This window comes from Streptomyces sp. SYSU D01066-1 (assembly GCF_054956795.1).
The window spans coordinates 42,198-65,779 of record NZ_JBUDHV010000038.1 but is presented as its reverse complement, the minus strand read 5'-3'; the positions used below and the strand labels follow the sequence as shown (position 1 = coordinate 65,779).

The 23,582-nt window shown below is 73.9% G+C and carries 19 protein-coding genes and 1 pseudogene; 5 read left to right on the top strand and 15 right to left on the bottom strand.

Translation table 11 applies throughout. The annotated features are described in order from the left end of the window. Positions 1 to 19: 19 nt before the first annotated feature. Complete coding sequence (gene nrdR / locus ACY1JF_RS26685) at positions 20 to 571, bottom strand: transcriptional regulator NrdR (protein ID WP_462707804.1); 552 nt, start codon at positions 569 to 571, stop codon at positions 20 to 22. 799 nt (positions 572 to 1,370) lie between these two features. On the opposite strand from nrdR, the gene lexA reads away from it, so the two are divergent. After that, the gene (gene lexA, locus ACY1JF_RS26680) at positions 1,371 to 2,150 is read left to right on the top strand and encodes a transcriptional repressor LexA (protein ID WP_462707803.1); all 780 of its coding nucleotides are present in this window, start codon (positions 1,371 to 1,373) and stop codon (positions 2,148 to 2,150) included. A gap of 321 nt (positions 2,151 to 2,471) precedes the next feature. Here lexA and ACY1JF_RS26675 read toward each other — a convergent pair whose 3' ends face one another. The 9 genes and pseudogenes from ACY1JF_RS26675 to miaA form a co-directional block, all read right to left on the bottom strand. Beyond that, positions 2,472 to 4,460, bottom strand: coding sequence for an ATP-dependent DNA helicase (locus ACY1JF_RS26675; protein WP_462707802.1), 1,989 nt, complete (start codon positions 4,458 to 4,460; stop codon positions 2,472 to 2,474). Positions 4,461 to 4,615: 155 nt separating this feature from the next. Next, the gene (locus tag ACY1JF_RS26670; RefSeq protein WP_462707801.1) at positions 4,616 to 5,305 is read right to left on the bottom strand and encodes a GNAT family N-acetyltransferase; all 690 of its coding nucleotides are present in this window, start codon (positions 5,303 to 5,305) and stop codon (positions 4,616 to 4,618) included. Beyond that, positions 5,223 to 7,055, bottom strand: a complete 1,833-nt coding sequence (locus ACY1JF_RS26665; protein WP_462707800.1) for an IucA/IucC family protein — start codon at positions 7,053 to 7,055, stop codon at positions 5,223 to 5,225. Before ACY1JF_RS26665 ends, ACY1JF_RS26670 begins: the two co-directional genes overlap by 83 nt. Positions 7,056 to 8,752: 1,697 nt before the next feature. Next, a complete protein-coding gene (hflX, locus tag ACY1JF_RS26660; protein WP_462707799.1) occupies positions 8,753 to 10,243 on the bottom strand; it encodes a GTPase HflX in 1,491 nt (496 codons plus the stop codon). A gap of 229 nt (positions 10,244 to 10,472) precedes the next feature. Beyond that, positions 10,473 to 10,785, bottom strand: a pseudogene (locus tag ACY1JF_RS26655) (M1 family peptidase); the annotation flags it as partial. A gap of 155 nt (positions 10,786 to 10,940) precedes the next feature. After that, on the bottom strand, positions 10,941 to 13,106 hold the full coding sequence (locus ACY1JF_RS26650) for a RelA/SpoT family protein (protein ID WP_462707798.1): 2,166 nt from the start codon (positions 13,104 to 13,106) through the stop codon (positions 10,941 to 10,943). Between the two features lie 216 nt (positions 13,107 to 13,322). Beyond that, positions 13,323 to 14,201, bottom strand: a complete 879-nt coding sequence (dapF, locus tag ACY1JF_RS26645; RefSeq protein WP_462707797.1) for a diaminopimelate epimerase — start codon at positions 14,199 to 14,201, stop codon at positions 13,323 to 13,325. A gap of 49 nt (positions 14,202 to 14,250) precedes the next feature. Beyond that, positions 14,251 to 14,757, bottom strand: coding sequence for a hypothetical protein (locus tag ACY1JF_RS26640; RefSeq protein WP_462707816.1), 507 nt, complete (start codon positions 14,755 to 14,757; stop codon positions 14,251 to 14,253). 108 nt (positions 14,758 to 14,865) lie between these two features. Then, positions 14,866 to 15,804 (bottom strand): tRNA (adenosine(37)-N6)-dimethylallyltransferase MiaA, encoded by a 939-nt coding sequence (gene miaA / locus ACY1JF_RS26635; protein WP_462707796.1) that lies wholly within the window; start codon positions 15,802 to 15,804, stop codon positions 14,866 to 14,868. 181 nt (positions 15,805 to 15,985) lie between these two features. Here miaA and ACY1JF_RS26630 point away from each other — a divergent pair, with 181 nt between their 5' ends. Together ACY1JF_RS26630 and ACY1JF_RS26625 are read left to right on the top strand one after the other, a co-directional pair. Next, on the top strand, positions 15,986 to 16,333 hold the full coding sequence (locus tag ACY1JF_RS26630; protein WP_462707795.1) for a hypothetical protein: 348 nt from the start codon (positions 15,986 to 15,988) through the stop codon (positions 16,331 to 16,333). A gap of 36 nt (positions 16,334 to 16,369) precedes the next feature. Continuing rightward, positions 16,370 to 16,642 carry an antitoxin gene (locus ACY1JF_RS26625; RefSeq protein WP_462707794.1) on the top strand — a complete coding sequence of 91 codons (273 nt, stop codon included), beginning with the start codon at positions 16,370 to 16,372 and terminating at the stop codon, positions 16,640 to 16,642. A gap of 82 nt (positions 16,643 to 16,724) precedes the next feature. Here ACY1JF_RS26625 and ACY1JF_RS26620 read toward each other — a convergent pair whose 3' ends face one another. The 4 genes from ACY1JF_RS26620 to ACY1JF_RS26605 all read right to left on the bottom strand — a co-directional run bounded on the left by ACY1JF_RS26620 (position 16,725) and on the right by ACY1JF_RS26605 (position 21,087). Beyond that, positions 16,725 to 17,441 (bottom strand): class III extradiol dioxygenase subunit B-like domain-containing protein, encoded by a 717-nt coding sequence (locus ACY1JF_RS26620; protein ID WP_462707793.1) that lies wholly within the window; start codon positions 17,439 to 17,441, stop codon positions 16,725 to 16,727. Positions 17,442 to 17,658: 217 nt separating this feature from the next. Next, positions 17,659 to 19,176 carry a tRNA (N6-isopentenyl adenosine(37)-C2)-methylthiotransferase MiaB gene (gene miaB / locus ACY1JF_RS26615; RefSeq protein WP_462707792.1) on the bottom strand — a complete coding sequence of 506 codons (1,518 nt, stop codon included), beginning with the start codon at positions 19,174 to 19,176 and terminating at the stop codon, positions 17,659 to 17,661. A 67-nt stretch (positions 19,177 to 19,243) separates the two neighbouring features. After that, positions 19,244 to 19,912, bottom strand: a complete 669-nt coding sequence (locus tag ACY1JF_RS26610) for a response regulator (RefSeq protein ID WP_462707791.1) — start codon at positions 19,910 to 19,912, stop codon at positions 19,244 to 19,246. After that, positions 19,909 to 21,087 carry a HAMP domain-containing sensor histidine kinase gene (locus ACY1JF_RS26605; protein WP_462707790.1) on the bottom strand — a complete coding sequence of 393 codons (1,179 nt, stop codon included), beginning with the start codon at positions 21,085 to 21,087 and terminating at the stop codon, positions 19,909 to 19,911. The genes ACY1JF_RS26610 and ACY1JF_RS26605 overlap by 4 nt, the downstream gene beginning before the upstream one ends. Before the next feature lie 99 nt (positions 21,088 to 21,186). On the opposite strand from ACY1JF_RS26605, the gene ACY1JF_RS26600 reads away from it, so the two are divergent. After that, complete coding sequence (locus tag ACY1JF_RS26600; RefSeq protein WP_462707789.1) at positions 21,187 to 21,672, top strand: cation:proton antiporter regulatory subunit; 486 nt, start codon at positions 21,187 to 21,189, stop codon at positions 21,670 to 21,672. A 4-nt stretch (positions 21,673 to 21,676) separates the two neighbouring features. Continuing rightward, positions 21,677 to 22,921 carry a cation:proton antiporter gene (locus ACY1JF_RS26595; protein WP_462707788.1) on the top strand — a complete coding sequence of 415 codons (1,245 nt, stop codon included), beginning with the start codon at positions 21,677 to 21,679 and terminating at the stop codon, positions 22,919 to 22,921. A gap of 179 nt (positions 22,922 to 23,100) precedes the next feature. Here the strand turns inward: ACY1JF_RS26595 and ACY1JF_RS26590 are convergent, their stop codons facing one another. Then, the gene (locus ACY1JF_RS26590; RefSeq protein WP_462707787.1) at positions 23,101 to 23,559 is read right to left on the bottom strand and encodes a pyrophosphohydrolase domain-containing protein; all 459 of its coding nucleotides are present in this window, start codon (positions 23,557 to 23,559) and stop codon (positions 23,101 to 23,103) included. Between the last annotated feature and the right edge of the window lie 23 nt (positions 23,560 to 23,582).

Here is a 23,582-nt window from a genome sequence, read left to right as displayed (position 1 = left end):
TCCCGGGCCGGCCCGCCTGTCAGTCGGCGGCGCCCGCGGGTTCGGGGACCTGCGCGGTCACCCCGGGCCCGCGGCCGTCTTCCCGGCTCCCCGTGCCGGCCCCGTCGCCGTCACCGCCGGGCCGTCCCGTCTCCGCCCTGAGTTCCGCGATCGCGGCCTCGAAGTCCTCGAGCGAGTCGAACGCCCGGTAGACCGAGGCGAACCGCAGGTAGGCGACGAGGTCCAGTTCCTGGAGCGGGCCGAGTATGGCCAGCCCCACGTCGTGACTGGTCAGCTCGGCACTCCCGGTGGCCCGCACCGCCTCCTCGACCCGCTGGCCGAGCTGGGCGAGCGCGTCCTCGGTGACGGGCCGCCCCTGGCACGCCTTGCGCACGCCGTTGATGATCTTGGTGCGGCTGAACGGTTCGGTGACCCCGGACCGCTTGACCACCATCAGCGAGCAGGTCTCCACGGTCGTGAACCGACGGGAGCAGTCAGGGCACTGGCGGCGCCTGCGGATCGACGTGCCGTCGTCGGTCGTACGGCTGTCGACGACGCGGCTGTCGGGGTGCCTGCAGAAGGGGCAGTGCATGGGACTCCAACCCTCCTCACGGCAGACTCTATGGCCTCACGAGGCCCTTCAGGCCCCTCGAAGCAGCCCCAAGCATAGGCGATCACCACCGGTCTCAAGACCGGGGGGACCACAACTTGTGGGCCACTGATGCAATCCAACCACTAGATATGGGGATTGGCTCACACATCCATACCTTCACGCGTGTCGCGCTTGCACCAGTGGGCGGCGCCCGGCCGTTCACCTCGGCGAACCGGACCGCGCCCGGCCGAGACCCTCGCCGAAGCCGCCCCGCGGCTCGCTCCCGGCCTCGCGCGCGGTCCGCCCACGGGGCCGCGCCGGCCCGGCCGCGCCCTCACGGCCGCAAAGCCGGAACGTACGCATCCGCGAAGCCGGGCGCCGGAACGTCCGCGAACCAGGGCGGCGGGACGCCCGCGGACCCGGCAGAGGGACGCCCGCGAGCTCCGGAGGCGGGGCGACACGTCACGCGCGCGCGTGCACACGGCGGTGCCGACGCGGCGCGTGCGGAGATACCGTGGGCGCCGCGGGGAGGGGAGGTGGGACTCCCGCGCAGATGAGGACCGCGCCCCGTCCGACGGAACACCCGATGGCAGACTGGGGCCACAGCCCGCGAGGCCACCACCCCGGCGGTGAAGGGTACAGCAATGGACCCTCACGCCCGTCGAACACCGTGGGTCAATACACCTGGACACCTGATCACGTCAGGCAAACCACGTTTTTTCACTCGAACGTGTGTTTGGCGCAACCTTTCGAAAGCAACTACCGTTGTCCAGCAGGGAGACCATCGAGAGGGGCCGACGTGACCACCACCGCAGACAGTGCCGCCATCACCGCCCAGGACCGCTCCCCGGGGCGGATCGATCCGGTGCACGTGATGAACGAAGCCACGAATCCCGAGGGGGCCAAGCGCTCCATGCCGGGCCGACCTCCAGGGATCAGGGCGGACAGCTCGGGACTCACCGACCGCCAACGCCGGGTGATCGAGGTCATCCGGGACTCGGTCCAGCGCCGGGGCTACCCGCCGTCGATGCGAGAGATCGGCCAGGCCGTCGGCCTCTCCAGCACGTCCTCCGTCGCCCATCAGCTGATGGCACTGGAGCGCAAGGGCTTCCTGCGCCGCGACCCGCACCGCCCGCGCGCGTACGAGGTGCGCGGCTCCGACCAGGCCGCCTCCGTGCAGCCCGCCGACACTACGGGCAAGCCGGCCGCGTCGTACGTTCCGCTGATCGGACGCATCGCGGCCGGTGGCCCGATCCTCGCGGAGGAGTCCGTCGAGGACGTCTTTCCGCTGCCCCGGCAACTGGTCGGTGACGGCGAGCTGTTCGTGCTCAAGGTGATCGGCGACTCGATGATCGAGGCCGCCATCTGCGACGGCGACTGGGTCACGGTCCGTCGTCAGCCGGTCGCGGAGAACGGCGACATCGTGGCCGCGATGCTCGACGGCGAGGCCACGGTGAAGCGCTTCAAGCGCGAGGACGGCCATGTCTGGCTGCTCCCGCACAACTCGGCCTACGAGCCGATCCCCGGCGACGACGCGACCATTCTCGGCAAGGTGGTGGCCGTTCTGCGCCGCGTCTGAGTGTCACGGCGTGCGGGTCGTCGAGGACCCCGCCGTCCTGACCGGGCCCCGGGACCCCTGCGCCGGTTCCGGGGTCCTGTGCTGTCGGCGGACCGCTGCCCGCAGAGCCAGGATGACCATGGCTCGTGGGTCCAGTGAACCGGTTCGTGGGTCCAGTGAACCGGTGGGTGGACCGGCTAGTGGATCGGCGGGTGGACCGGTGGGCGGCCCGGCGGGTGGACCGGTAGGCGGCCCGGGTCCGCGCCGCCAGGTCATCCGCCGCTCACCCGTCGGCTCCGTCACCCGCCGACTCCCTGCCCAGCACCTGCCGTCACCCGGCGATCACCCGGCCTCGCTCTCCGCCTCCGCCCGCTTCGCCGCCGCGTCGATGGCGGCCAGTGACTTCCGGGCCTGATTGCGGTCCGTGGTGTACCAGAAGTCGGGCAGTGACGCCTTCAGATAGCTCCCGTACCGGGCCGTGGCCAGACGCGGGTCCAGTACGGCGACCACGCCACGGTCACCGGAGGCCCGGACCAGCCGGCCGGCGCCCTGGGCCATGAGCAGGGCCGCGTGCGTGGCGGCCACCGCCATGAAGCCGTTGCCGCCGCTCTCCTCCACCGCCTTCTGCCGGGCGCTCATCAGCGGGTCGTCGGGGCGGGGGAACGGGATCTTGTCCATGACGACCAGTTGACAGCTGGGGCCGGGGACATCGACGCCCTGCCAGAGGGAGAGGGTGCCGAACAGGCAGGTCCTCGGATCGCCCGCGAAGTTCTTGATCAGCTCGCCGAGCGTCTCCTCACCCTGGAGCAGGATCGGGAACTCGGGAATCCGCGCCCGCAGCTCCTCGGCCGCCAGCTGAGCCGCCCGCATCGACGAGAACAACCCGAGCGTCCGGCCGCCCGCGGCCTGGATCAGCTCGGTCAACTCGTCCAGCATGTCGGCACGGTCGCCGTCCCGCGCCGGACGCGCCAGGTGCTTGGCGACGTACAGGATGCCCTGCCGGGGATAGTCGAAGGGCGAGCCGACGTCGACGCCCTTCCACTGCGGGACGTCCTCGCCCCCGGTGCCCTCGGGGGCCAGGCCGAGCGAGGCACCGACCCCGTTGAAGTCGCCGCCCAGCTTCAGGGTCGCCGAGGTCAGCACCACCGAGCGGTCGGCGAAGAGCTTCTCCCGCAGCAGGCCGGCGACGGACATGGGGGCGACCCGCAGCGAGGCCCCGAAGCGGTCGTGCCGCTCGTACCAGACGACGTCCCACTCGGAGCCGTTGACGATCCGCTCCGCCACGTCGTGCACGGATTCCACGGAGGCGAGGGCCTGTTTGCGTACCGCGTCCTCGTCCTGCACGGACTTGTCCCGCGTGGCGCCGATCGCGGAGATCACCGTGCGGCAGGCGTCGCGCAGGGCCATCAGCGCGTAGCCGAGGTCTTCCGGGACTTCCTCCAGGCGGCCCGGCAGGGCCAGCTCCATCAGCCGTTCGAAGCCCTCGGAGGCGGTCTGGAGCTGGTCGGCGGCCTTCTCGTCGACGAGCTTCGCGGCACGTCGCACCGCGCGGTTGACCTGGCCCGGAGTGAGTTCGCCGGTGGCGACGCCGGTGACCCGGGAGACCAGCTCGTGCGCCTCGTCGACGATCAGCACCTCGTGCTGCGGGAGGACCGGGGCGCCCTCGATGGCGTCGATGGCGAGCAGCGCGTGGTTGGTGACGACGACCTCGGCGAGCTTGGCGCGCTCCCGCGCCATCTCCGCGAAACACTCGGCGCCGTAGGCGCACTTCGAGGCGCCCAGGCACTCCCGCGACGACACCGACACCTGGGACCAGGCCCGGTCCGACACACCCGGCGTGAGGTCGTCGCGGTCGCCGGTCTCGGTCTCGTCCGCCCAGTCCCGCATCCGCAACAGGTCCTGGCCCAGCCTGCTGCTGGGGGCGGCGGCCTCGAACTGGTCGAAGAGGCCCTCCTCCTCGTCCTGCGGGACGCCCTCGTGCAGCCGGTGCAGACACAGGTAGTTCGACCGGCCCTTGAGCATCGCGAACTCGGGGCGGCGGCGCAGCAGCGGGTGGAGCGCGTCCACCGTACGCGGCAGGTCCCGCTCGACGAGCTGGCGCTGGAGGGCCAGGGTGGCGGTCGCCACGATCACCCGGTCGCCGTGCGCGAGCGCGGGCACGAGATAGCCGAGCGACTTGCCGGTGCCGGTGCCGGCCTGGACCAGCAGATGGGAACCGTCGTCGATCGCCTCCGCGACCGCTTCGGCCATGGCCACCTGGCCGGGGCGCTCCGTGCCGCCGACGGCGGTGACGGCAGCATGCAGGAGTTCGGGGAGTGAGGGCTTCGTCATAGCGCGACCACCCTACGGCCCGGGACTGACAAACGGGCGGGCAGGCGGCGGGGATCGGCCCGCCGCGGAGAGCCCGGCAGGGGCGCGGGGAAGGACAGGAGGGCGCACGGGGTGGTGGAAGACCAGCGGGACGGCACTGCCGGTGTCGCCGGGCGTCACAGCGAACGGCGAAGGCCGCGGTCCCGGACCATCAGCGCCGCCCGTTTGCCCGGCAGGTCGACCTCGCCGTGGAACCGGAACCCGGCGCCCAGGAACGCGGAGACGCAGCGGGTGTTGCGGAGGTCCGGCTCCGCGAGGACCCGCGTGCACCAGGGGTGCCGGTCCAGCGCCAGCTCGGCGACGGTTCTGATCAGCGTGGTGCCGAGCCCCCGGCCCCGGTCGGCGGCGGCACCGATCAGCAGGTGGATGCCGATGTCGTGGGGCCGTACGGGGCAGTGACGGGCCAGCGGGTCGAGATCGGCGCGGTAGATCTCCCAGTAGCTCATCGGCCTGCCCTCCAGGACGCCGAGGCACGGCACGCTGCTGCCGTTCCCGTCGAGCTGGGCGCGTACATGGGCCTCGGTCACGCTCGGCGGTCCGGCCAGTTCCCAGAAGGGGGCGACCGCGGGATCGTTCATCCAGTGGCTGATCAGCCGCAGGTCCCGTCCGGGGCGCACGGGGAGCAGGCGGAACGCGCCGGCGGGCGTGTCGGCCGGTCCCCAGGCGGTCACCTGGATCCTCGTCCCGGTGAGTGGCACGGTCTCGCTCCTGTCTCGGGGCGGGTCAGCGGTGCAGGGGGTTGGGCAGGGTGACGTAGACGGACTGGGTGTCGACCGGGCCGACGAGTTCGTCCAGGCCCCGCACACGGGTCAGCAGGTTGGCCTTGCAGCGCAGGACGGGTGAGTCGAGCAGCCGGCCGGGCAGCGAGCTGCGCATCCGGCGCGGTCCCGCCGCGGCCTCGCGCAGGAAGCGGCGGAAGGCGTCGAGCAGGCGTTCCTCGTCGGCGAGCCGCTGGGAGCCGAGGGCGCCCACCAGGCCGAGGACGTTGTTGATCGCGAGGTAGTACACGAGCCGTTCGTCGGCGACCTCGTCGGCGACGAACGTGTCGCTCCGCCCGCCGATGCCGGGGAGCCGGGCGTCGAGCCCGGCGCGGCGGGACTCCCGGAAGTAGTAGCCCTGGTTGTCGCGGTAGCGGCCGCCCGCGGGCCGGCCGTCGGCGTCCAGGAGCAGCAGCGTGTTCTGCTGGTGCGCCTCCAGGGCGATGCCCGCCTCCCCGTCCAGCCAGAGCACGGGACGGACGACCTGCTCCAGGTAGTGCAGGAACCACTCGGCGGCCACGGCACCGGGCGACCGTGCGGTCCGGGCGGCCAGGCCGCGGACGATCTCGGCCAGCCGTGACTCGGGTGAGTGGGCCCGGGGCGCGACGAGTCCGGCGACGCAGGAGACGTCGTCGCGGGGACCGAACGGGTTGTGCCGGACGACCACGTCCAGTCCGCGCACGGGTGCGCCGTCCGGTCCGTCCACGGCGAGCCAGGCCGGGTCACGGACGATGTCGAACCCCGGGTGCGCGGCCTGCCACCGCGCCGCCAGGCCCCGGCGCAGGAGGCGGTGGACCTCGACGCCCCGGTGCAGTTCCTTGCGCAGGTTCTCCCGGCGCGAGTTGGTGATGCGCAGGCCCAGGGAGAGTTTGAGCATGGCGGGGGCGGCGGTGCGGTGGACGGTGCGTACGGAGGAGGTGGGACACCAGGGCAGGCCCCGGGGGCCGAGGTCGCGCAGCGCGCCGGCGTCCAGCAGGGCCTGGACTTCGGGCCGGCGCCGGATCTCCTGGGCCTGCCAGGGGTGCAGGGGCAGGGCGGCGTATCCGTCCGGCAGGTCCGGCAGTTCGCTGCGCGGGGCCAGCCGGGCGGTGAGCTGAGGAGCGGTGACCGGGCGACCGCGCTCGGTCCAGGCGGAGTCGGTGCGCAGCGCCGAGGGGGCGACCGCCATCCAGTGCAGGGGGAAGGAGCCTCGCAGCTCGGGCGAGTACCGGCGCAGCTCGCTCCCGGTGAGCCCCTCGCGGCTCTTCGGGGTCGGGTGCAGCGGGTGACCGTGGACCAGGGCCTGCTCGGCGGCGAGGAAGAGGTCGGGGGCGTCGGCGGGCCGTTCCCGGCGGTCACCGATGAAGACGGTGGTCCGGCGGACGGAATCGGCGACCCTGGCCACGAGGTCGACGGCGGCGGCCGTCGTGGCGCCGGGCGCCTCCCTGGCCAGCAGCGCGGCGACGGTCACCGCGTCCGGCGGCGGGCCCGGCCGGGGAGCACCGGCCAGGCACGGCGCACCGAAGCGGTGCCATCCCGTCGGTGACCAGTAGCGGACGGGGACCAGCAGGGCCGTACCGCTGGCGGGCAGGGGGATGCACAGAGTCCCGTGTTCCGGGGCGGGCGCGCCGGTCTCGCGGAGCCAGCAGCGCAGCAGGTTCTCCACGGCGGCGGCCTGGGCCGCGGTGTGGGGGTCGGGATGTGCCAAGGGGTCCGTCCCGGTGGGGGCGGCCTGCTGTCTGGGTACCGTCCCGGGGTCGTCCGGGGTGCCGGACGTCTGCGGACGGGCGTGGTCTTCGGACGGGGGGAAGGAGATCAAGACGGGTCCTCCGAGCGAACGTTTTTCCGTAGGAAGGCGCTGTGAAATGAAGGAAATGCCGGGAGCGGGACGGACGGCCGGTGCGGGCTCCCGCAGCCGGGACAGGCGTGGGGTGACACAGACGGTGAGGCGAGCGCGCCGGAGGCGGTGACGCGGGGACCGCTGTGCGGGCGGGCTCGGCGTGGGTGCGGGCCGGAGGGGGCCCGACCCGGGTGGCCGCGGACCACCGAGCGGGCGGTGTCGGCCAGGCGGTCGAGCACCGCCGTCGCCTGTTCCTCCGTGGCGGTCAGCGTCGGTGCCGGCCGGACGACGTTCGCGGACCGGCCGCCGCCGCCCGGTGAGGCCGTGGCGCAGACGCTCCCGCCGGACGGGGGCCGCGAGCCCGGGCGCGGGGCGGCGGGGTGACCTGCGCCGCCGAGCGGGGCCTCCCCCGCGGGCGCGGACCCGGCCCCGGTCACCAGCCCCCGCACGGCGCATCCCGCCGTCGGACACGGGGAGCGGGTCCTCGTCCGGGGCCGGTGCGGACACGGGGAGCGGGTCCTCCTCCGGGGCCGGTGCGAGCGGTGTCCCGGCCGGCGGTGCTTCCGTCCCGGGACCGGCGGACCGGTCCCGGGGCGCGGACTCGCCCTCACCGCGGGTGACGCCGCCGGTCCGGCCGGTCGCGGCGTGGACGAGCGCTACGGCGAAGCCCACCGCGGCCGCCTCGCGGGGGCCGCGCGACCGCACCCGCGCGTGTCCGGCGAGAGGGGGCGGCGGGGTGCGCGGCGGTTCGTCGACGAAGGCGTCCTCGACCGGTGCCACCAGGCCGGGGACGTGCGAGGACGCGCCGGGGTCGAGCGCCTCGCGGATCACCTCCGGCACGACCGGAGGGTCATGTCCGAGGGCCGGTGTCCCGGCTCCGGCGGGACGGTCCGGAGGGCACCGGCCCTCGGGCACGACGGTGAGACCCCGCGCCCGGACGGGGACGGTCGGCAGGGCGCACGCGCAGGCACGCGCCGCCGTCTCACACGCCGGCTGGCGTCGCGGTACGCCCTCGTACGTTCCTGAGGACGCGTCCCGAACGGCCCGCACCGCCGTCCTCGCCGCCCCGTCCCCCCGCGATACCAACCCCCCGCACCCGGATTCGGCCACGGTTCCCTGTCCTTCCGCTGTTCGCAGGGGACCGCGGTCGGGCCGCGGGCCACCCCTCACCGCTACCAACCCCCGGCCGCGCACGGGGTTACGGCCGGCCGCCGGATCCGCCCCTCGCCGCGGCCATCGGCGTTCCCCCCGAAGTCCTCATGGCGGACGCGCAGTGGTCCGGTGCCGGCAAAGGGGGCGTGCCATGCGGCGCATACGGCCGGCGTTCACCGATCGGCGACCGCGGGGCGGGCAGGAAAGCGTCCTCAGGCGGCCGGGTGGCGGCCGGGGCGGCCGGGGCGGGCGGCGGGCCGGTGCTGGTGTCCGACACCTCCGCCGGCCCGGTGGGCCGCGGGTCGGCCGGCCCGCGGCCGGACGAGGAGGCGAAGACCGTGTACGAAGCGGTCGGCGCGGAGCCGCCGGGCGGTGAAGGGCGCCGGGCAGCACCCGGCGGTGACGACGCGCCGGGCCCCGGCGTCACCCCGTGGCGACGGCACCGGCGCACGACGTCCGAGGGCCCGCCCCCGCCGAAGCGGGAGGCGGGCCCTCGGGCGTACGAGGTGCGGGACCGTACCTGGTCAGGCGAGCGGCACCGGGACGTACGGCGTGAGTTCCGCCGCCAGTTCCTCGTGCACCCGAACCTTGAGCAGGGTGCCCTCCGGGGTGTGCTCCTCGGAGAGCACCTCACCCTCGTCGTGGGCGCGGGCGACCAGCTTGCCGTGCGTGTACGGCACCAGTGCCTCGATCTCGACGGACGGGTGGGGCAGCTCGTTGTCGATCAGGGCGAGCAGTTCCTCGATGCCCTGGCCCGTGCGGGCCGAGACGGCGATGGAGTGCTTCTCGACCCGGAGCAGCCGCTGGAGGACCAGCGGGTCGGCCAGGTCGGCCTTGTTGATCACGACGATCTCGGGTACGTCGGTGGCGCCCACGTCCCTGATCACCTCGCGCACGGCGGCGAGCTGCTCCTCCGGGACCGGATGCGAGCCGTCCACCACGTGCAGGATCAGGTCGGAGTCGCCGACCTCCTCCATGGTGGAACGGAACGCCTCGACCAGGTGGTGGGGCAGGTGCCGGACGAAGCCGACGGTGTCCGCCAGGGTGTACAGCCGCCCGCTCGGCGTCTCCGCGCGGCGCACGGTCGGGTCCAGGGTCGCGAACAGCGCGTTCTCGACCAGGACGCCGGCGCCGGTGAGGCGGTTGAGCAGGGAGGACTTGCCGGCGTTGGTGTAGCCCGCGATGGCGACGGACGGCACCTTGTGGCGCCGGCGCTCCTGGCGCTTGACCTCGCGGCCGGTCTTCATCTCCGCGATCTCACGGCGCATCTTCGCCATCTTCTCGCGGATCCGGCGCCGGTCCGTCTCGATCTTGGTCTCACCGGGACCGCGGGTCGCGAGGCCGCCGCGGCCACCACCCATCTGCCGGGACAGCGACTGGCCCCAGCCGCGCAGCCTCGGCAGCATGTACTGCATCTGCGCGAGCGCCACCTGCGCCTTGCCCTCCCGGGACTTGGCGTGCTGGGCGAAGATGTCGAGGATCAGGGCGGTCCGGTCGATCACCTTGACCTTGGCGACGTCCTCCAGCTGGATCAGCTGGCCGGGGCTCAGCTCACCGTCGCAGATGACGGTGTCCGCGCCGGTCTCCAGCACGATCTCGCGCAGCTCCTGCGCCTTGCCGGAGCCGATGTAGGTGGCCGCGTCGGGCTTGTCACGGCGCTGGATCACGCCGTCGAGCACCAGCGCGCCGGCGGTCTCGGCGAGGGCGGCCAGCTCGGCGAGGGAGTTCTCCGCGTCCCGTGCCGTGCCCGAGGTCCAGACGCCGACGAGGACGACGCGCTCCAGGCGGAGCTGTCGGTACTCGACCTCGGTGACGTCCTCCAGCTCGGTGGAGAGGCCCACTACACGGCGCAGGGCCGCGCGCTCGGAGCGGTCGAACTGGTCGCCGTCCCACTCCGCGTCGTTTCCGTGGCTCCAGGCGACGTCCTCTTCCATCAGGGCATCGGCCCGAAGGCCCTCGGGATAGGTGTGCGCGAGGCGCTTGGTGTCCTGGGAAGTGGAAGAAGAGGAGGTCATTGGATCCTTACGTCTCTGGGAACGGGTGCCGCGGCGCTTCTCGCGCCACGAGCCAGTCGTGCATCACAACGCATGGGCGGCCGGGGAGATTCCCGCGTCCCGTACCGCGCCGACCGGAAGATGGTCGCACGGCACGGGACGTCTCGTCACCGGCTTATTCCCCCGGCGCCGGCGGAACACTCGTCCCGCCCGGCTTCCGGTCCGGGTGGCCCGGCATCGGCGGGGGCCGCTCGCCGTCGGCCTCCACCGGGCCGACCGTGCCGTGGGCGAAGTCCGGGTCGATCCGGTCCAGGTCGGCCGTGGTCCGGGCGTCGACGGTGGTGCCGGCGCGCAGCGGCTCGGTGGTGGGGCCGGAGCAGGTGAAGGAGCGGCCGTAGGCCAGCACGTCGTAGCCGGGGTTGCCCAGGTGGGGGAAGAGGCGGTCGCCGATGCCGAGCGGGGCCGGCGGGGCGCTCGCGGCGGTCAGACGGACCAGGGACGGCCGACGCGAGCAGCGCCGCCGCCCGGGGCCCGGAGGACGAGGTGAGGGGGGTGTGCGGTATGCCCCACGGCTGTCAGCGCCCGCGTACGCCACGGCGACGGCGCGCGCCCGGCGCACCCGAACGGGCTCCCGCGCGCCGCGCTCCCCGGACCGCCCCTCCCTCACCGGGCCGCCCCTTTCCCCGGACCGCCGACCGCCGCTTCCCCGGACCGCCGCTCAGCCGCCCGCCGGCTGCGGCTGCTGCGCCCGGCTCACGTCGTACACACCCGCCACGTTGCGCATCGCGCGCATCAGGGCGGGCAGGTGGGCGACGTCCGGGAGGCGGACGGTGTAGGTGTGGCGCACGCGCTGCCGGTCCGGGGGCTCGACGGTCGCGGAGACGATCTCGGCGCCCTCCAGCGCCATCGCCTCGGTGAGGTCGGCCAGGAGATGCGGGCGGACGAACGATTCGGCGAGCAGCGTGACCCGGCCGCCGGCGCTGTCGCCCCAGCGCACGCCGACTTCCGCGCGCCCCCCGCTCTTCATGCGGGCCACCACGGCGCACTCCGTGCGGTGCACGGTCACCACGGATCCGCGCACGGCGAAACCGGTGACCTCGTCGGGCGGTACGGGAGTGCAGCAGCCGGCCAGCCGTACGGTCACGTCCGGCAGGTCGACCAGGACGGCGGGGCCGTCCGCACCGTCGGCCGGGGCGTCCGGGGCGCGGCGGACGACCAGCCCCTCGTCGGTACCCGGCCGCGCGGGCTCCTGGTCCTCGGTGCCGCGTCCCGGGTGGGCGGTGAGCCAGCGCTGGATGGCGATCCGGGCGGCGGGGGTGTGGGCGTGCTCCAGCCACTCCCGGGAGGGCTCGGAGGCCGGGTCCTGTCCCATGAGGAGCTGTACGGCGTCGCCGTCGCGCAGCACCGTGCTGAGCGTCGCCAGCCGTCCGTTGACGCGGGCGCCGATGCAGGCGTGCGCGTCCTCGCCGTACTGGGCGTAGGCGGCGTCCACGCAGGTCGCGCCCTCGGGCAGGCCCAGGGTGCCGCCGTCGGGGCGGAAGACGGTGATCTCGCGGTCCTGGGCGAGGTCCTCGCGCAGGGTGGACCAGAAGGTGTCGGGGTCGGGGGCCGCCCGCTGCCAGTCGAGGAGGCGGGAGAGCCAGCCGGGGCGGGTGGGGTCGACGCGCTCGCCGTCGCCCGCGGACTGCTCCTCGCCGGGCGCGGTGTAGGGGTTGCCGAGGGCGACGACGCCGGCCTCGGCGACCTTGTGCATCTGGTGGGTGCGGATGAGGACCTCGACGACCTGTCCGTCGTTCTCGCGGGCCACGGCGGTGTGCAGCGACTGGTACAGGTTGAACTTGGGTACGGCGATGAAGTCCTTGAACTCCGAGACCACGGGCGTCAGACAGGTGTGCAGCTCGCCCAGGACGGCGTAGCAGTCGGCGTCCTCGTTCACCAGGACCAGCAGGCGGCCGAAGTCGGTCGGGGCGAGCCGGCCGCGTTTGCGGCCCACGCGGTGCACGGAGACGAAGTGGCGGGGCCGGATCAGGACCTCCGCCGGGATGTCGGCCTCGCGCAGCACGGCGCGCACCTGGTCGGCGGTCGCGGCCAGCGGGTCGTCCGCGCGGGCGGCGTTCTCGGCGATCAGTTCCTTGGTGCGGCGGTGGTCCTCGGGGTGCAGGACCGCGAAGACGAGGTCCTCCAGCTCGGTCTTGAGCGCCTGGACGCCCAGCCGCTCGGCGAGCGGGATGAGCACGTCCCGGGTGACCTTGGCGATGCGTTCCTGCTTCTCCTGGCGCATCACGCCGAGGGTGCGCATGTTGTGCAGCCGGTCGGCGAGTTTGATCGACATCACGCGGACGTCGTTGCCGGTGGCGACGAGCATCTTGCGGAAGGTCTCGGGCTCGGCGGCGGCGCCGTAGTCGACCTTCTCCAGTTTGGTGACGCCGTCGACGAGGTAGCGGACCTCTTCGCCGAACTCCGCGCCGACCTGGTCGAGGGTCACTTCCGTGTCCTCGACGGTGTCGTGCAGGAGGGAGGCGGTCAGCGTGGTGGTCTCGGCACCCAGTTCCGCGAGGATGAGGGTGACGGCGAGCGGGTGCGTGATGTACGGCTCGCCGCTCTTGCGCATCTGGCCGCGGTGCGAGGACTCGGCGAGCAGATAGGCGCGGCGCAGGGGGTCGATGGCCGCGTCGGGGTGGTGGGCGCGGTGGGCGTCGACGACATGGCCGATGGCGTCGGGCAGCCGGTCACGGGTGCCGGGTCCGAGCAGTGCGGCGCGGCCCAGACGCCGCAGGTCGAGCCGGGGCCGGGCCTTGCGGCGGGGCGCCGTCGGGGTGGCGGCGACGGTGGTCGCGGGCGTCACCTGGCCTGGGCTCGCTGGTTTCGCGGCCTCCGCGTTCATGGGCACCTCCGGCTGCGTCGACCGGCGGACGGGCCACCCCGGGTCGGGCGGGGGACGGGGAACGGCGTCGGTCCGCCGTCCGGGCCGGTGCTTGATGCTATCGAGCCCATCACGTACGGCCGACCGCCTCTCGCCGAGCGTGAAACGGATCACCCATTCGAGCGATGGGGGGCAGGTTTACGTTTCCGAGTGGGGCGTCGAGGATCGCTCTGGTGCTCACACGGTGACCCCCGTCCACCACGCGGCGTCGATCTCGCCCTCGGCGACGATCACCGCCGGGCCGGTCATCTCGATCTCGCCGTCGGGTCGCTCGGTGATGACCAGCGTGCCGCCGGGCACGTCGACCGTGTACGTCACCGGGGTCCCGGTCACGCCCGGGTCGGCTCCGTCCCGGCGGGCGGCGGCGACGGCGACGGCGCACGCGCCCGTGCCGCACGAGCGGGTCTCGCCGGAGCCGCGCTCGTGCACCCGCATCGCCACGTGCCTGGGGCCGCGGTCGACCACGAACTCGACGTTCACCCCGTCCGGGTAGGCGGCGGCCGGGCTGAACGGCGGCGGGGAGAGCAGGTCGCCGGCGTGCGCGAGGTCGGCCACGAAGGCGACCGCGTGCGGGTTGCCCATGTTCACGTTGCGCGCCGGCCAGTGACGCTCGCCGACGCTCACCGTGACGTCGCCCTCCGGGAGCAGGGCCCGGCCCATGCCGACCGTGATGTCGCCGCCGGACCCGCTCTTCGCGATGTGCACGCTCTTCACGCCCCCGCGCGTGGCGACGGCGAGGTCTCCCTCGGTCACGTGCCCGGCGTGCTGGAGGTAGCGCGCGAAGACCCGCACGCCGTTGCCGCACATCTCGGCGACCGAGCCGTCGCCGTTGCGGTAGTCCATGAACCACTCGGCCTCGGCCGCCAGGTGCCGGGCCTCGGGGTGCGCGGCGGACCGCACCACGTGCAGCAGTCCGTCACCGCCGATGCCGGCGCGGCGGTCGCACAGGGCGGCGACGGCGGCCGGCGGCAGCTCGACGGCGTTCTCCGGGTCCGGCACGATCACGAAGTCGTTCTCGGTCCCGTGACCCTTGAGGAAGGCGATCCGCGTGCTCATTCCTCGATCGTACGGGGTGGCGCCGGCGTGCCCGCCGGACAGGGCGCCGTCAGCCGCGCAGCCGGGCCACGCGCCACACCGCCAGGACGACCACGGCGGCGACCACGACCACGTAGGCGAGGACCACCCGCCAGTCGGAGCGGCGGCCCGCGCCCCGCTGGGGCAGGCCCGGCCAGGTGTGACCCACGCGACGGGCGGCCATCATGCCCCAGCCGGCCGCGCAGGAGCAGATCAGCAGCCCCAGCATGGCGATCATGGCGCCGCTGTCGCCGAAGTCGAAGGCGAGCGGGAAGGCGAACATCAGGGAGCCGACCGCGGCCAGACAGACGATGGGCGCGAGCTGCCACAGGCGCAGCCGCCGCTGCGGACGCAGCTCGACCTCGACCTGCTCGCCGCCCGCGTACATCTCCTCGGGCTCCGGGCCGTCGGCGGTCACACCGCCCCGCGTCTCGTCGAACCCGTCCGGGCCCGGACGGGCCGCCTCCGGCTCCGGTTCCGGGCCGTCGACGGTGCCGTGATCGGTGCTCGTCGCGGTGTCACGAGGGCCGGCCTCCATCGCCACGCGCCCTCCCCACTAGGACTCCACTTGGTCGATCGAAGCTCGATGATGGCACGCCCCCGCCGGCCCGGATGACGGCCGGGGCGTCCCGATGCCATGACGTGATCAGGCTGTAACCGGTCGTTCGACCAACGACAGCGCGAGCCGCGGAAGTTCCCCGAGGTCCGCCGCGGCCCCACTCAACCAATGCACCCGGGGGTCGCGCCTGAACCATGAATCCTGACGGCGCGCGAAGCGTTTGGTGGCCCGTACGGTCTCGTCCCGGGCCTCTTCGAGGGTGGTTCCACCGGCGAGCGCCGTGAGCACCTGCTGGTAGCCGAGCGCGCGCGACGCCGTACGCCCTTCACGCAACCCCTGCGCCTCCAGTGCGCGCACTTCGTCCACCAGGCCGGCCTCCCACATCCGGTCGACCCGGCGTGCGATCCGGGCGTCCAGCTCCGGACGGGCCACGTCGACGCCGATCTGCACGGTGTCGTAGACGGAGTCGTGGCCGGGGAGGCTGGCGGTGAAGGGCCGGCCGGTGATCTCGATCACTTCCAGGGCGCGGACGACCCGGCGGCCGTTGCTGGGCAGGATGGCGCGCGCGGCCTGCGGGTCGGCGGCGGCCAGCCGCGCGTGCAGCGCGCCGGAGCCGCGCAGGGTCAGTTCCTCCTCCAGCCGGGTTCTGACCTCGGGGTCGGTGCCGGGGAACTCCATCTTGTCGACGGCGCCCCGGACGTAGAGACCCGAGCCGCCGACCAGGATCGGCCAGCGGCCGGCGGCCAGCAGGGCGTCGATCCGTTCCCTGGCGAGGCGCTGGTACTCGGCGACGGAGGCGGTGACGGTCACGTCCCAGATGTCCAGGAGATGGTGCGGGATCCCGGCGCGCTCCTCGGGCGTCAGTTTGGCGGTGCCGATGTCCATCCCTCGGTAGAGCTGCATGGAATCGGCGTTGACGACTTCTCCGCCGAGCCGTTGGGCCAGGAAGACGCCCAGATCGGACTTACCGGCTGCGGTCGGTCCGACGACGGCGATGACGCGGGGGGCGGGAGGTGCGCTGCTCACGGCCCCAGTCTCGCAAACCTCTCGCCGCGGTCTCGAACGGGTTACGTGACATCGCGTCACCGAGGTCGTTGCCCGTTGCGAAGTTCCCGCCCCGGCACAGGGGGGCGGCGGCCCGGGCCGCGCAGACGGACGTACCGGGCAACGCGGGAATTCGCCCGCACGAGTACCGTATGGAGTTGATATGGGAGTTTTCGCACGGCTTCTCCGGAAGTCGAAGGCGACGGGGGAGGCTTCGGCCGCCGAGGCACCGGCCGGGGCGCCGGCCACCGGGAACGGGACCGGAGACGAGACCGGGACCGGAAACGGGACTGAGAACGGGACCGGGGCCGAGAACGGGACCGGGGCCGAGGCGGAGGCGGAGCAGGCGGCCACCGCCGCGGAACCGGCCGGCACCGGGGCCGACGGGACGCCTGAGCCGGCGGTGCGGGAGACCGCCGGGGCGGCCGGGGCCGACGGTGTCGAGATCCCCAGGCAGCAGTCCGCCGGGGAGGCCGTCGACAACGGGAGCGGCGAGGGCGCCCGCACGTAGGGAGCGGACCGCACCAGCCACGCGGGAAGGTGGACCATGGGTTTCCTGGAGAACGTGAAGGCCAGGCTGGGCCCGGCGAAGGGCAGGGTCTCCGGCCTCGCACAGCAGCACGGGGACAGGATCCAGCACGGGCTCGACAGGGCGGCGAAGACCGTCGACGAGAAGACCAAGGGCAAGTACAGCGACCGGATCCGGTCCGGTACGGACAAGGCCAAGGACGCCATGGACCGCCTCGCGCACAAGGACGGCCCCGGCCCCGGCCCGGGGGGCGGCACGCCCCCGGCAGGCCCCACGCCCCCGGCGCACTGACCGGCGGGGCACACGACGGCGGACGGCCGCGGAGCGGAACGGCTCCCGGCCGTCCGCCGTCGTGTGCGGCCGTTCGCCCCGACTACGACCAGGCGGCCACCACGTACCCGACCCCGTAGGGCGCGTCCTCGTACAGCAGCGCGCCGTCGAGGGCCGCGTCCTCGGCGGCGCCCGCGAGGACCTGCCAGGGCGCCCGTCCCGACACCTTCAGCTCCCGGGCCAGTTCCGCGTCCAGGGTCCCAAGAGCCGTCAGGTCCGCCGCGCCCAGCGCCCGGGCCACCGCCGCGTCGAAGGGCGCCGCCCGCTCGTCGAGGTAGCCGGGCGCCTTGACCGTGCGGCACGAGCTGGCGTCGCCCAGCACGAGCATCGCCACCCGCCCGGCCCGTGCGCCGATCTCCCGTCCCAGGGCGGCGCACTCCCCGGCCGTGAGGGGCTCCCCCACGCCGAGGCCCTCGACCGGGGCGTCGCGCCATCCGGTCCGCTCCAGCAGCCAGGCACCGACGGCGAGCCCGTACGGCAGCTCCCCTACGGGCGTCACCGGGTCACCGTCCGGTCCGAGCCGTACGTCCACGTCCACGCCGAAGCCGCGGAACGACCCGCGGGTGCCCTGCGGGTAGTGCTCGGGCCCGGAGCCCTCGGCGGGGCCGACCACGACCAGGCGGTCGGGCCGGGCGGCGGCCAGTACGCCCAGGGCGTCCGCGCACGCGGCGCGGGCCGGGTCGAGTTCCGGCGCGGCGCCCGCGGCGACGTCGGGGACCAGGAGGGGCGGGCAGGGGCAGACGGCGGCGGCGACAAGCATGATCGGCAGCGTATCCCCGTCCGGCCCGCCCGCCGCGGCGGGCCGCGCGGACCGTGTCCGCCCGCCTGCCCTTCCCGGCCGCGCGGTCACTCACGGCGTCGGCCGTGACGGCCGCGGCGCCGGCCGTGTCAACGTGACGGCCGCGGCGCCGACCCCGTCCTCGACGTGTCGGTCACGGCGCCGGCCGTGCGGGTCAGTCGTGGCGCGGCCGTGGGTGTCAGTCGCAGCCGCAGCCGCCCGCCGCGACCGGCAGCGGCTCGGGCACGCCGATCTTCGGCAGGCCCAGCAGCACGCCCGTGGGCTTCGCCTGCTCGGCGGTGTTGCGCTTCTCCCAGGCGTCGCCCGCGCGGGTGCGGCGCACGTGCTGTACGGCACCCTCGGCGAGGAGGTGGTGCGGGGCGGCGTAGGTGATCTCGACGGTGACCACGTCGCCGGGACGGACCTCCCGGTCGGGCTTGGTGAAGTGGACCAGGCGGTTGTCGGGGGCGCGGCCGGAGAGGCGGTGGGTGGTGCCGTCCTTGCGGCCCTCGCCCTCGGCGACCATCAGCTCCAGGGTGCGGCCGACCTGCTTCTTGTTCTCCTCCCAGGAGATCTCCTCCTGGAGGGCGACCAGCCGCTCGTAGCGCTCCTGGACGACCTTCTTGGGGATCTGGCCGTCCATCTCGGCGGCCGGGGTACCGGGGCGCTTGGAGTACTGGAAGGTGTACGCCTGCGCGAAGCGGGCCTCGCGGACGACGTGCAGGGTCTGTTCGAAGTCCGCCTCGGTCTCGCCGGGGAAGCCCACGATGATGTCGGTGGTGATCGCGGCGTGCGGGATGGCGGCGCGGACCTTCTCGATGATCCCGAGGTAGCGCTCCTGGCGGTAGGAGCGGCGCATCGCCTTGAGGACCGGGTCGGAGCCGGACTGGAGCGGCATGTGCAGCTGCGGCATCACGTTCGGCGTCTCGGCCATGGCGGCGATCACGTCGTCGGTGAAGTCACGCGGGTGCGGGGAGGTGAAGCGGACCCGCTCCAGGCCGTCGATGGTGCCGCAGGCCCGCAGCAGCTTGCTGAACGCCTCGCGGTCGCCGATGTCGGAGCCGTAGGCGTTGACGTTCTGCCCGAGCAGGGTGATCTCGGAGACGCCCTCGGCGACCAGCGCCTCGACCTCGGCCAGGATGTCGCCGGGGCGGCGGTCCTTCTCCTTGCCGCGCAGGGCGGGGACGATGCAGAAGGTGCACGTGTTGTTGCAGCCGACGGAGATGGAGACCCAGGCCGCGTAGGCGCTCTCGCGCCGGGTGGGCAGGGTGGACGGGAACGCCTCCAGGGACTCGGCGATCTCGACCTGCGCCTCCTCCTGCACCCGGGCGCGCTCCAGCAGCACCGGCAGCTTGCCGATGTTGTGCGTGCCGAAGACGACGTCGACCCAGGGGGCGCGTTTCACGATGGTGTCGCGGTCCTTCTGGGCCAGACAGCCGCCGACCGCGATCTGCATGCCGGGGCGGCTCGCCTTCCTGGGGGCGAGGTGGCCGAGGTTGCCGTACAGCTTGTTGTCGGCGTTCTCACGGACGGCGCAGGTGTTGAAGACGACGACGTCCGCGTCGCCGTCGGAGCCCTCGGGGGCGCGGACGTACCCGGCGTCCTCCAGCAGACCGGACAATCGCTCGGAGTCGTGGACGTTCATCTGGCACCCGTAGGTGCGTACCTCGTATGTGCGGGGGGCGCCCACGGTCTGGCTCCGGTCGATGCTGGTCATGGCAATAAGGGTAGGCGGTCCGTGACAGTGGCCGGGGCAGCCTGTGGACAACCGTCGTATCCGCTGGTCAGGGCTCGATGAGGCCCGCGCGGATCGCGTAGCGGGTCAGCTCCAGGCGGTCGCGGACGCCGAGCTTCTGGAGCAGGTTGGCGCGGTGGCGTTCGACGGTCTTGGCGCTGATGAAGAGCAGTTCGCCGATCTCCTTGGAGGTGTGGCCCTCGGCGACGAGCTTGAGGATCTCCTCCTCGCGCTCGGTGATCGGCCGCGCGGGCAGGCCGTCGCCCCGGTGCAGCCGGTCCAGGTAGGCGCGGACCAGGGCGCGCTCGGCCCCCGGGTAGATGAAGGGCTCGTCGCGCACGGCGGCCCGGCACGCCTCCACCAGGTCGCGGTCGGCGACCGACTTGAGGACGTAGCCGCAGGCGCCCGCCTTGAGCGCCTCGAAGAAGTACTGCTCGTTGTCGTACATCGTCAGGATGAGGATGCGCAGGCCGGGCAGGCGCCGGGACAGTTCGCGGGCCGCCTGGAGGCCGGTCATGCGGGGCATGGCGACGTCCAGGACGGCGAGGTCGACGTCGCCGGCCCGGGCCGCCACGACCGCCTCGGCGCCGTCCCCGGCCTCGGCGACGACTCGCAGGTCGGGTTCGCCGTCGAGTATGAGGCGCACTCCCCGGCGTACCAGGGTGTGGTCGTCGGCGAGCAGGACGCGGATCGGGGACGGCGGGGCGGGTGCGGTCATCGGGGGTCTCCGGGTGCGCCGGGTACGGGCGTGTGGGGGCCGGTCGGGGTGGTCTCGGCCGCCACGCGCGCGTGCGGGCCGGTTCCGGCGGACGCGGCGGGTACGGCGTGCGGGCCGGTCCCGGCGGGCGCGGCGGGTACGCGCAGGCGTACGTCGGTGCCCCGGTCCGGTCCGGACACCACGGCGAGGTCGGCTCCCACCAGCAGGGCGCGTTCCCGCATGCCGCTGATGCCGGCGCCCTCGGGGGCGTCGCCGATGCCGGTGCCGTTGTCGCGGACCAGGAGTTCGACCGCGCCGGGGCACCGGCGCAGGGTGAGTTCGGCGAGGTCGGCGGCGGAGTGCCGGGCGGTGTTGGTCAGGCCCTCCTGGGCGACCCGGTAGAGCACGAGTTCCGCCTCCGGGGTGAGCGGGGGCAGATCGCCGGGGACCTGGTGGCGCACGGTGAGCCCGTGGTGGGTGAACTCGGCGGCGAGCGAGCGCAGGGCGCTGGCCAGGCCCAGTTCCTCCAGGACGCCGGGGCGCAGTCGGCGGGCGATGCGGCGGATCTCGTCCAGTCCGGCCCGGATCGCCTCCTGACTCTGGCTCACCTCGTCGCGCAGCCCGTCGGGCACCCGGTCGGCGACCCGTTTGAGCTGGAGCAGGACGGCGGTGAGGGTCTGGCCGACCTCGTCGTGCAGTTCCCTGGCGATGCGGTGGCGCTCGCGTTCCTGGGCGTGCAGCGCGTGCGCGGCCCCGGCGGCGCGCTCCGCCCGGAGACGGTCGAGCATGGTGTTGTACGTCGCGATCAGCACGGCGGCCTCGGCGGGGCCGGAGACCTCCGGACGGGTGCCGGGGCGCAGCAGGCCGGCGGTGGACATGGCGCTGCCCAGCCGTCGCAGCGGGGTGAGGCCGAGCCGCAGGACGACCGCGTTGCCGACCAGCAGCGCGGCGAGACCGCCGAGCAGGATCAGCGCCTCGTGCGGCAGCACGGGGGTGGAGACGGTCACCGGCCCCAGCAGCAGCGCGGTGGCCAGGACCAGGCCCGTGGCGTTGAGCGAGAAGATGCGCCAGAACAGCGACACGGTCTTCTTCCCGCTCCCTCCGGATCTCTCGGATCCGGCGGATCCGGTGCGCGGCACCGCCGGGAGCGGTCTCCTGACCCCCGGCCTGCTGCGTATATCCGTCACGACACCCATATCGCCACCGTACGCGCGGATGACAGCATGGCGGCGCGTCACCGGACACCCATGTGCGCCGGGCGCAGCACAGCACGAGAACGAACGAGGGGAAGACACGTGTCCGCTCCACGCCTGAGGGCGACGCCGCTGCCGGGCATCGGGGTCCAGTACGACCTGGTCACCCGGGAACACCGCCAGCTGTCGGTGGTGGCCCACCGTGACGGAGCCCGCACGGTCAACGTGTACCGGGCCGACGACCCCGACTCCTGCGCCCAGTCCCTGAGGCTGACCGGCCCGGAGGCGGGCGCGCTGATCGACGCGCTGAAGCCGTCGCACCAGAGCGCGAGCCTGCTGCACACCTCCGCGCTCGGGCTGGTGGCCGAGCGGATCGAGGTGTCGGCGACCTCGCACTGGAACGGGCGGGTGCTGGGCGACACCAGGATGCGGACCGAGACGGGCGCGTCGGTCGTGGCCGTGCTGCGGCACGCCGAGGCCATCCCCTCCCCCGCGCCGGACTTCCGCCTGATGGGCGGCGACATCGTGATCGTCATCGGCACCCGCGAGGGCGTCGACGCCGCCGCCGCGATACTCGGGCGGGAGTGATCCGGTGCACTCTTCCGCGGTACTGCTGATCGAGTTCGGTTCCATCATCCTGGGTCTCGGCCTGCTCGGCCGGTTCGCCGGGCGCTTCGGCCTCTCGCCCATACCGCTCTACCTGCTCGCCGGGCTGGCCTTCGGCGAGGGCGGGCTGCTGCCGCTCGGTGCCAGCGAGGAGTTCGTCGCGACCGGCGCCGAGATCGGCGTCATCCTGCTGCTGCTGATGCTGGGCCTGGAGTACACCGCCGGTGACCTGGTCACCAATCTGAAGTCCCACTATCCGGCGGGACTGGTGGACTGCGCGTTCAACGCCCTGCCGGGTGCCGTCGCGGCGCTGCTGATGGGCTGGGGCCCGGTGGCCGCCGTGGTGCTGGCCGGTGTCACCTGGATCTCGTCGTCGGGTGTCATCGCCAAGGTGCTGGGCGATCTCGGCCGGGTCGGCAACCGGGAGACCCCGGTGATCCTCAGCGTGCTGGTCCTGGAGGACCTGGCGATGGCGGTGTACCTGCCGATCGTCACGGCGCTGGTGGCCGGCGCCGGGCTGATGACGGGCAGCGTCACGCTGGCGATCGCGCTGGGCGCGGCCGGGATCGTGCTGTTCGTGGCGGTCCGCTACGGCCGGCTCATCTCCCGGTTCGTCTCCAGCGACGACCCGGAGAAGCTGCTGCTGGTCGTGCTGGGGCTGACGATCCTGGTCGCGGGCGTGGCCCAGCAGCTCCAGGTGTCGGCGGCGGTCGGGGCGTTCCTGGTGGGCATCGCGCTGTCCGGGGAGGTCGCGGAGGGCGCGCACACGCTGCTGAGCCCGTTGCGCGACCTGTTCGCCGCAGTCTTCTTCGTCTTCTTCGGACTGCACACCGACCCGGCGAGCATCCCGCCGGTCCTGCTGCCCGCCCTGGCGCTGGCCGTCCTCACCGCGCTGACGAAGATCGCCACGGGTTACTGGGCGGCGCGGCGGGCCGGTATCTCGGTCAAGGGACGCTGGCGGGCGGGTGGCGCGCTGGTCGCCCGCGGCGAGTTCTCGATCGTCATCGCCGGGCTGGCGGTGTCGGCCGGCATCGAACCGTCCCTCGGTCCGCTGGCGACGGCGTACGTGCTGATCCTGGTCGTCCTCGGCCCGCTCACCGCCCGGTACACCGAGTCCGTGGCGGCCCGGCTGGCCCGGCGCCGCGACGGCCGGGGCAGGGCCGACCGCCTTCCGGACGTGCCCGAGCAGGTGCGGCGGACGGCGGACGCGGAGGCGTCGGTGGCCGACTGAGGGGGCCGCCCGATCGCGGTCGGGGGCCGAAGGAGGCGGACCGCCCGGCCGCGATCCCTGGCCGAAGGGAGCCGGAACCGCCCGGCCGCCGCGCTTCTCACTCTTCGCCGTCGGGCGCCACTCCCCGCCGCCGCGCTTCTCACTCCTCGCCGTCGGGCGCCACTCCCCGCCGTCCGGCGTCACTCCCCGCCGTCGGGCCTCCACCCCTGCCGGCGCAGCACCCCCGCCACGTCCGGGGCCTCGTAGTGCTCGCCCTTGAGGACCTTGCCGTCGGCTCTGCGGCTGACCTGGCCGTCGGGGCCCAGCTTGGTCATGTTGGACCGGTGGATCTCGGCGATCACCGCGTCCAGGTCGATGCCGTGGACCAGGGCGGTGCCGTAGGCGACGTAGACCACGTCGGCCAGTTCGTGCGCGAGCCGGTCGAGCGGGCCCTCGACGGAGACCTCGGCGACCTCGGCGGCCTCCTCGGCGAGCAGGTCGGCGCGGTGGGCGGCCAGTCGCGGCGCCACCCGCGCCGGGGTGTCGCGGACGTCCAGCCCGAAGGCGTGGTGGAAGGCGCGGACCAGGTCGGCGGGGGACCCGCTCGTGCGACCGGCGGCGGCGGAGGAACCCGTACGGCGGACAGGGGGCGTACTCATGCGCCCGACTGTAACGACCGCCT